The 6722-nt window shown below is 74.9% G+C and carries 7 protein-coding genes; 6 read left to right on the top strand and 1 reads right to left on the bottom strand.

Annotated features, from left to right (window positions below; all coding sequences use genetic code 11):
• A partial coding sequence (locus IE312_RS00545) for a GNAT family N-acetyltransferase (protein ID WP_229898810.1) occupies positions 1 to 1107 on the top strand: 1107 nt, incomplete at its 5' end.
• Between the two features lie 344 nt (positions 1108 to 1451).
• Here IE312_RS00545 and IE312_RS00540 read toward each other — a convergent pair.
• Entirely contained in the window at positions 1452 to 2654 is a 1203-nt protein-coding gene (locus tag IE312_RS00540) for a trans-sulfuration enzyme family protein (RefSeq protein WP_189977183.1), read from the bottom strand.
• A gap of 60 nt (positions 2655 to 2714) precedes the next feature.
• On the opposite strand from IE312_RS00540, the gene IE312_RS00535 reads away from it, so the two are divergent.
• From IE312_RS00535 to IE312_RS38335, 5 genes are all read left to right on the top strand, one after another.
• Entirely contained in the window at positions 2715 to 3200 is a 486-nt protein-coding gene (locus IE312_RS00535) for an Lrp/AsnC family transcriptional regulator (protein WP_189977181.1), read from the top strand.
• 53 nt (positions 3201 to 3253) lie between these two features.
• A complete protein-coding gene (locus tag IE312_RS00530) occupies positions 3254 to 4945 on the top strand; it encodes a DUF885 domain-containing protein (protein ID WP_189977179.1) in 1692 nt (563 codons plus the stop codon).
• A gap of 216 nt (positions 4946 to 5161) precedes the next feature.
• The gene (locus IE312_RS00525; protein WP_189977177.1) at positions 5162 to 5836 is read left to right on the top strand and encodes a hypothetical protein; all 675 of its coding nucleotides are present in this window, start codon (positions 5162 to 5164) and stop codon (positions 5834 to 5836) included.
• Positions 5837 to 5986: 150 nt separating this feature from the next.
• Complete coding sequence (locus IE312_RS00520; RefSeq protein ID WP_189977175.1) at positions 5987 to 6217, top strand: ferredoxin; 231 nt, start codon at positions 5987 to 5989, stop codon at positions 6215 to 6217.
• Positions 6207 to 6722, top strand: a 516-nt coding sequence (locus IE312_RS38335; protein WP_229898809.1) for an FAD-dependent oxidoreductase, incomplete at its 3' end; no start/stop codon positions are given. The genes IE312_RS00520 and IE312_RS38335, both read left to right, overlap by 11 nt.

The following is a 6722-nucleotide window of genomic DNA, read 5'->3' as shown; positions in this document are numbered from 1 at the left end:
GGCTACGACGTCGACGGCACGCTGTGGCGGATGCGGACCACGGTGCAGGACGCGCCGGGTTCCCTCGCCGCCCTGTGCACGGCGCTCGCCGGACACGGGGTGGACATCCTGAGCCTGCAGACCCACCCCCTGGCCGACGGCACCGTGGACGACTTCCTGCTGCGGGCCCCGGGCGCGCTCCCGGCCGCCGAGATCACCCGGGCGGTCGCGCTGGCCGGCGGCACGGCCACGTGGATCGAGCGGGCCGACGCCCACGACCTGGTCGACGTACCCACCCGGGTGCTCGGTCTGGCCGCCCGTACCGCCCTGGACGCCGCGGAACTCCCGCTGGCGCTGCGGCAGTTGCTGGGCCGCTGCACGATCCGGTCGCTGCCCGGCCGGCCGGCCGGGGGCGGCCGGGGCCCGCAGCCGGTGCCGGTCGAGGGGGTCCTGGAGGACACCGTGATGCGGCTGCCGGCGCCCGAGGGCGGTGTCCTCACCGTGGAGCGGCCGTACCTGCCGTTCACCCCGACCGAGTTCGCCCGCGCGCGGGCGCTGGTGGAGCTGGACAGCCGGCTCGGACCGCGCATCCCCGACGGCGAGGACGTCCTCACCCTCCCCGCGGGCGACGACATCACCGTGCGCCGGGTCGACACCGGCGACCTGGTCGCCGCCCGGGCGATGCACGACCGGTGCTCGCCGCACACCCTCGGCCTGCGGTACCACGGCCCGGTCGGTGACGCGGACCGCTACCTGAACCACCTGCTCAGCCCCCGCTTCGGCCGCACCCTGGCCGCGCAGACCGCCTCGGGGCGGATCGTCGGCCTCGGGCACCTGCTGTGGGACGGCGACGAGACCGAGGTCGCGCTGCTGGTCGAGGACGAGTGGCAGCAGCGCGGGATCGGCGGCGAACTGCTGGGCCGGCTGGTGGCGATGGCGGCGGAGGCCGGCTGCGCGAGCGTGTACGCGGTGACCAAGGCGTCCAACACGGGCATGGTGGCCGCGATGCGCGGGCTCGGCCTGCCGCTGGACTACCAGGTGGAGGAGGGCACCCTGGTGATCACGGCCCGGCTGGACGCCGCCCCGGTCGCCTCCGCGCCCGGTCCCCGGCCTCCGCGCCTGGGCTGACCGGTTCCCCCGCGTCGCGCGCCGGCGGCCCCGGCCACGAGGGCCGGGGCCGCCGGCGTCGAGCCCGTCCCGCGAGGAACGGACACGCGCCCGCGGTGCGCGACCCGTCGCCGCGCGAAGGGCACCGCCCGGGAGAGCCGACCCGTCCGCGCAGCGCCGGATTCCCCCGCCGCACGCACCTGCCCCCCCCAGGCCAGGGGCACCGCACCGGCGAGCCGGGCCCGCCCCGCGCGACGAGCACCGACCGGGACCGCCGGCCTCGTCCCGGGCGACGGGGCGCTGCCCCGGAGAGGGAGAGCCCCGTGGTGCCGGGCGTGCTCCCCCCGGAGGGCGTGGCGGGCGGTTCAGCGCACGGCCTCGTGCAGTTCCGTCGCCCGGCGTGTGGGTGCGGCGCCCAGTGCCTGGTCCAGGTCGGCCCACAGGTCGTCGACGTCCTCCAGGCCCACCGACAGCCGCAGCAGCCGGTCGCTCACCCCGGCCCCGCGCCGGTCCTCGGCGTCGACGATGCGGTGGCTGATGGACGCGGGGTGCTGGATGAGCGTGTCGACGCTGCCCAGGCTCACCGCGGGGGTGACGAGCCGGACCCGGGAGATCACCTCGTGCGGGTCGCCGTGCACCTCGAAGGCGATCATCGCGCCGCCGAGCCGCGGGTAGCGGACCCGGGCCACGCGGGGGTCGGCGGCGAGCCGGCGAGCCAGCTCGGCGGCGCCGGCGGACGCGGCCCGTACCCGCACGGGGAGCGTGGACAGTCCGCGCAGCAGCAGGTAGCCGGCGAGGGGGTGCAGGACTCCCCCGGTGGCGAACCGTATCTGCCGCAGCCGGCCCGCGAACTCCTCGTCGCAGGCGACCACCCCGGCCAGCACATCGCCGTGGCCGCCGAGGTACTTGGTGGCGCTGTGCAGCACCAGCCGGGCGCCCTGCTCGGCCGGGCGCTGGAGCACGGGGGTGGCGAAGGTGTTGTCGGCCAGCAGCGGGACCGTTCCGCAGGCGTGGGCGACGGCCCGCAGGTCGAGTTCGGCGAGCGTCGGATTGGCCGGGGACTCGACCATCACCAGACCGGTGTCCGGGCGCAGCGCCTCGGTGATGCCGGCCGGGTCGGTCCAGGTGACCTCCGTGCCGAGCAGCCCGGCGGTCAGCAGGTGGTCGCTGCAGCCGTACAGCGGCCGTACCGCCACCACATGGCGCAGTCCCATCGCCGACCGGGCGAGGAGGACCGCGCTGAGCGCGGCCATGCCGCTGGCGAAGGCGACCGCGGACTCGGTGCCCTCCAGACGGGCGAGGGCGGTCTCGAAGCGGGCGACGGTCGGATTGCCGAGGCGGCCGTAGACCGGCGGTCCGGCCGGGTCGGCGCCGTCGGTGGCGAAGGCGTCGATACGGGCGGCCTCGGCGCGGCTGTCGTAGGAGGGGTAGGTGGTGGACAGGTCGATCGGCGGGGCGTGCAGGCCCTGGCGGGCGAGGTCGTCGCGGCCGGCGTGCACGGCCTCGGTGGCCAGGGCTCTCGGTGCGGTGCGTACGCCGTCGTAGGCACCGGTGCTCGATGTGTCCATGCGCGGAAGGGTGAACATCGAACGGTTCACTGGAATCGAACACCGTGCTACGTTCGGCCCATGGCCGAATCCGTCGTACTGGATCCGGTCGATCTGCATCTGTTGCGGCTGTTGCAGAACGACGCCCGGACCACCTACCGCGATCTCGCCGCGCAGGTGGGCGTGGCTCCGTCGACCTGTCTGGACCGGGTGACAAGGCTGCGCCGCTCGGGCGTGATCCTCGGGCACCGGCTGCGGCTCGATCCGGCCAAGCTCGGGCGCGGTCTCCAGGCGCTGCTGTCGGTACAGGTACGGCCGCACCGGCGGGAACTGGTGGGACCGTTCGTGGAGCGGATCCGGGTGCTGCCGGAGGCGCGGTCGGTGTTCCACCTGACCGGGCCGGACGACTACCTCGTGCACGTGGCGGTCGCGGACATGGCCGATCTGCAGCGGCTGGTGCTGGACGAGTTCACGGCGCGCCGCGAGGTGGCCCGAGTGGAGACCCGGCTGATCTTCCAGCAGTGGGAGTGCGGGCCGCTGCTGCCGCCCGGGAACGCCGAGAGCTGAATCCCGTCAATCCCGGGTGACGCGGAGATCCTCGTCGTACGAGGATGGGCCGCATGTCTGAGACCCAGAGCCCGCTTCCCCGTCAGGTCGCCGACGCCTACGTCGACGACCTCATCGCCCTCGACCCGGTCACCGGTACGTACCTCGGTGTGCAGGAGAGTTCGAGCAGGCTGCCCGACTACTCGCCGGCCGGTCAGGAGGCCCTGGCACAGCTCGCGCGGGCCACCCTCGGCAAGCTGGACGAGGCCGAGCGGCGGCCCGGTGCGGACAGTGACGCGGAGCGGCGCTGCGCGCGGCTGCTGAGGGAACGGCTGACCGCCGAGCTCGCCGTCCACGACGCGCAGGAGCACCTGCGCCGGATCGGCAACCTGGACACGCCCGCCCACGCGGTCCGGGAGATCTTCACGGTCACCCCGGCCGAGACCGAGGAGGACTGGGCGGCGATCGCGCAGCGGCTGCGCGCGGTGCCGGACGCCCTCGCGGGCTACCGGGCCTCGCTCGGACTCGGCCTGGAGCGCGGGCTGTTCGCGGCGCCCCGGCCGACCGCGACGCACATCGCCCAGCTCACCGAGTGGGCGGACACCGACGGCACGGGCCGCGGCTGGTACGAGGAGTTCGCCGCCGCCGGTCCCGAACCGCTGCGCGCGGAGCTGGACGAGGCGGCCCGGGCGGCGACCGGTGCCGTGGCGGAGCTGCGGGACTGGCTGCGGGACGTGTACGCGCCGGCGATCGAGGACGCCCCGGACGTGGTCGGACGCGAGCGGTACGCGCGCTGGGCCCGCTACTTCAACGGTACGGACCTCGACCTGGACGAGGCCTACGCGTACGGCTGGGCGGAGTTCCACCGCATCCTCGGCGAGATGCGCAAGGAGGCCGAGAGGATCCTGCCGGGCGCGCAGACGCCGTGGGTGGCGCTCGCGCACCTGGACGAGCACGGCCGGCACATCGAGGGTGTGGACGAGGTCCGGGAGTGGCTCCAGGGCCTGATGGACAAGGCGATCGAGGAACTGGACGGCACCCACTTCGAACTCGCCGAGCGGGTGCGGAGGGTCGAGTCGTGCATCGCCCCGCCCGGCGGTGCGGCGGCGCCGTACTACACGGCCCCGTCGGAGGACTTCTCCCGGCCCGGCCGCACCTGGCTGCCCACGATGGGCCAGACCCGCTTCCCGGTCTACGACCTGGTCTCGACCTGGTACCACGAGGGCGTGCCCGGCCACCACCTGCAGCTCGCGCAGTGGGCGCACGTGGCCGAGCACCTCTCCCGCTACCAGGCGACGATCGGCGGGGTCAGCGCCAACGCCGAGGGCTGGGCGCTGTACGCGGAGCGGCTGATGGACGAGCTGGGCTACCTCACCGACCCGGAGGAGCGGCTCGGCTACCTGGACGCGCAGATGATGCGGGCGGCCCGGGTGATCGTGGACATCGGCATGCACCTGGAGCTGCCGATCCCGGCGGACTCGCCGTTCCACCCCGGTGAGCGGTGGACCCCGGAGCTGGCCGAGGAGTTCTTCGGCCGGCACAGCAGCCGGCCGGCGGACTTCGTGGAGAGCGAGCTGACCCGGTACCTGACGATCCCGGGCCAGGCGATCGGTTACAAGCTCGGCGAGCGGGCGTGGCTGCTGGGCCGGGAGAAGGCGCGGGAGCGGCACGGTGCCGCGTTCGACCTGAAGGCCTGGCACATGGCGGCGCTGTCGCAGGGTTCGCTGGGCCTGGACGACCTGGTGGACGAGCTGTCCGCCCTCTGACCGCCCGGCGCCCGCGGGCTTCCGGGCCGGCCGGCTCACCGGTGAGCCGTTCGCGGGCTTCCGAGTGGGCCTGCTCACCGGTGAGCGGGCCCTCCCGGCCGGTGGCGTACCCGGTGTGAGCGCGTGCCCCTCGGCCGTACGGCCGCCTCCCGGTGGCGGGCGCGGGACGCGGGCGGCTAGCTGGTGCCGGGGGCCGATGCGGAAGGCGGACCGGGCATGCGGGAACAGGGGCCGGGGCAGCGGGCACTTCTGACACCGCGCGCCGCCGGGCTGGCCGGAGTGGCCTTCGCACTGCTCATGGCGGCGGCGATGGTGCTGGTCAGGCTGGGACTGCCGGAAGGCGCCGGCGCGGGCACGGCGCAGGGATTCACGGACTCCGCGCGGCGCGACGCGCTGCGCGCGGCCCTCGCGCTGGTGCCGTTCGCCGGCATCTTCTTCCTGTGGTTCATCGGCGCGATCCGCACGCACGTCGGCGAGGCCGAGGACAAGTTCCTCGCCACCGTCCTGCTCGGCAGCGGGCTGGTCTTCACCGCGACGATGTTCGTCGCCGCCGCGGCGGCGGACGCCGTGCTCGTGGTGAGCCACCCTGCCGGGGTGCCGCCGCTGCCGGCCTCCTGGGACTTCGGCCGCCACCTCGCGTACACGCTGATGACGGAGTACGCAACCCGGATGGCGGCCGTCTTCGTGTCGTCCATGTCGGTCATCGGCCGCCGCCTCGGGGTGCTGCCGCGCCGCCTCACCACGCTGGGCTTCCTCACCGCGCTGGTGCTGCTGTTCGCCGCGTCGAACCTGCGCTGGGCGGAACTCGTCTTCCCCGCCTGGTCGCTCGTGCTGGGGGTCCACATCCTCCTGGCGAGCCGGCGTGCCCGGACCCGCCCGGACGAGGCGTAGGCCACCGGCCGCTCACTCGATCGGCGTGCCCGGCGCGCGGACGCCCCGCCCGGGCTCGCATGCTGGCGGGCGGGGGACGACCGCCGTCCGGAACCGTTCGCGCGCGCCGCGCGGGCGACCGGACCTGGCCACGGAAAGGGCGGAGCGTCGATGAGGATCGTCGTCGATCTCAACAAGTGTCAGGGGTACGCGCAGTGCGTGTTCCTCGCGCCGGACGTCTTCGCCCTGCACGGCGAGGAGTCGCTGATCTACGACCCGCGCGCGGACGACGAGCAGCACGAGCGGGTGGCGCGGGCCGTGGCCGCCTGCCCGGTGCAGGCGATCACCGTCGACGGGGCGGGCCGCGCGGCCGGGGTCCGGGAGGTGTCCGATGGCCGCTGACTACCTGGAATGGCTCCGGCGCGAGGGCCGCATCGTGATCGTCGGTGCCTCGCTGGCCGGGCTGCGGGCCGCCGAGACGCTGCGCGCGGAGGGGTTCGCCGGTGAGCTGACGCTGATCGGGGACGAGCCGTACGAGCCGTACGACCGTCCGCCGCTGTCCAAGTCCGTGCTGCTGGGCATGGCGTCCCCGCGCCACACCGAGCTGCCCCGCCGCTGGGAGATCGACGCCAAGTGGCGCCTCGGTGTCGCGGCGGCCGGCCTGGACCTGACGGCCAAGCGGGTCCGGCTGGCCGACGGTGACGAGGTGGAGTACGACCGGCTGCTCATCGCCACCGGTGTGCGCGCCCGCCCCTGGCCCAAGGAGGAGGAGGCCCGGCTGGACGGCGTGTGCCTGCTGCGCACGCGGGACGACGCGGCCGACCTGTACCGGCGGCTGAAGGCGGGACCGCGCCGGGTGTTCGTCATCGGCGCCGGGTTCGCCGGTTCGGAGGTGGCCTCGGCGTGC

It is taken from the genome of Streptomyces capoamus (genome assembly GCF_014654935.1).
GTDB classification, from domain to species: domain Bacteria; phylum Actinomycetota; class Actinomycetes; order Streptomycetales; family Streptomycetaceae; genus Streptomyces; species Streptomyces capoamus.
Note: the sequence above shows the minus strand (reverse complement) of the source record. Positions and strands in the feature narration are given on the sequence as shown.

Bases quoted from the DNA above. Each gene is read 5' to 3' on its own strand.
- IE312_RS00520 (WP_189977175.1), top strand. From the start codon at position 5,987: ATGAGGATCGTCGTCGATCTCAACAAGTGTCAGGGGTACGCGCAGTGC.
- IE312_RS00525 (WP_189977177.1), top strand. From the start codon at position 5,162: ATGCGGGAACAGGGGCCGGGGCAGCGGGCACTTCTGACACCGCGCGCC.
- IE312_RS00530 (WP_189977179.1), top strand. From the start codon at position 3,254: ATGTCTGAGACCCAGAGCCCGCTTCCCCGTCAGGTCGCCGACGCCTAC.
- IE312_RS00535 (WP_189977181.1), top strand. From the start codon at position 2,715: ATGGCCGAATCCGTCGTACTGGATCCGGTCGATCTGCATCTGTTGCGG.
- IE312_RS00540 (WP_189977183.1), bottom strand. From the start codon at position 2,654: ATGGACACATCGAGCACCGGTGCCTACGACGGCGTACGCACCGCACCG.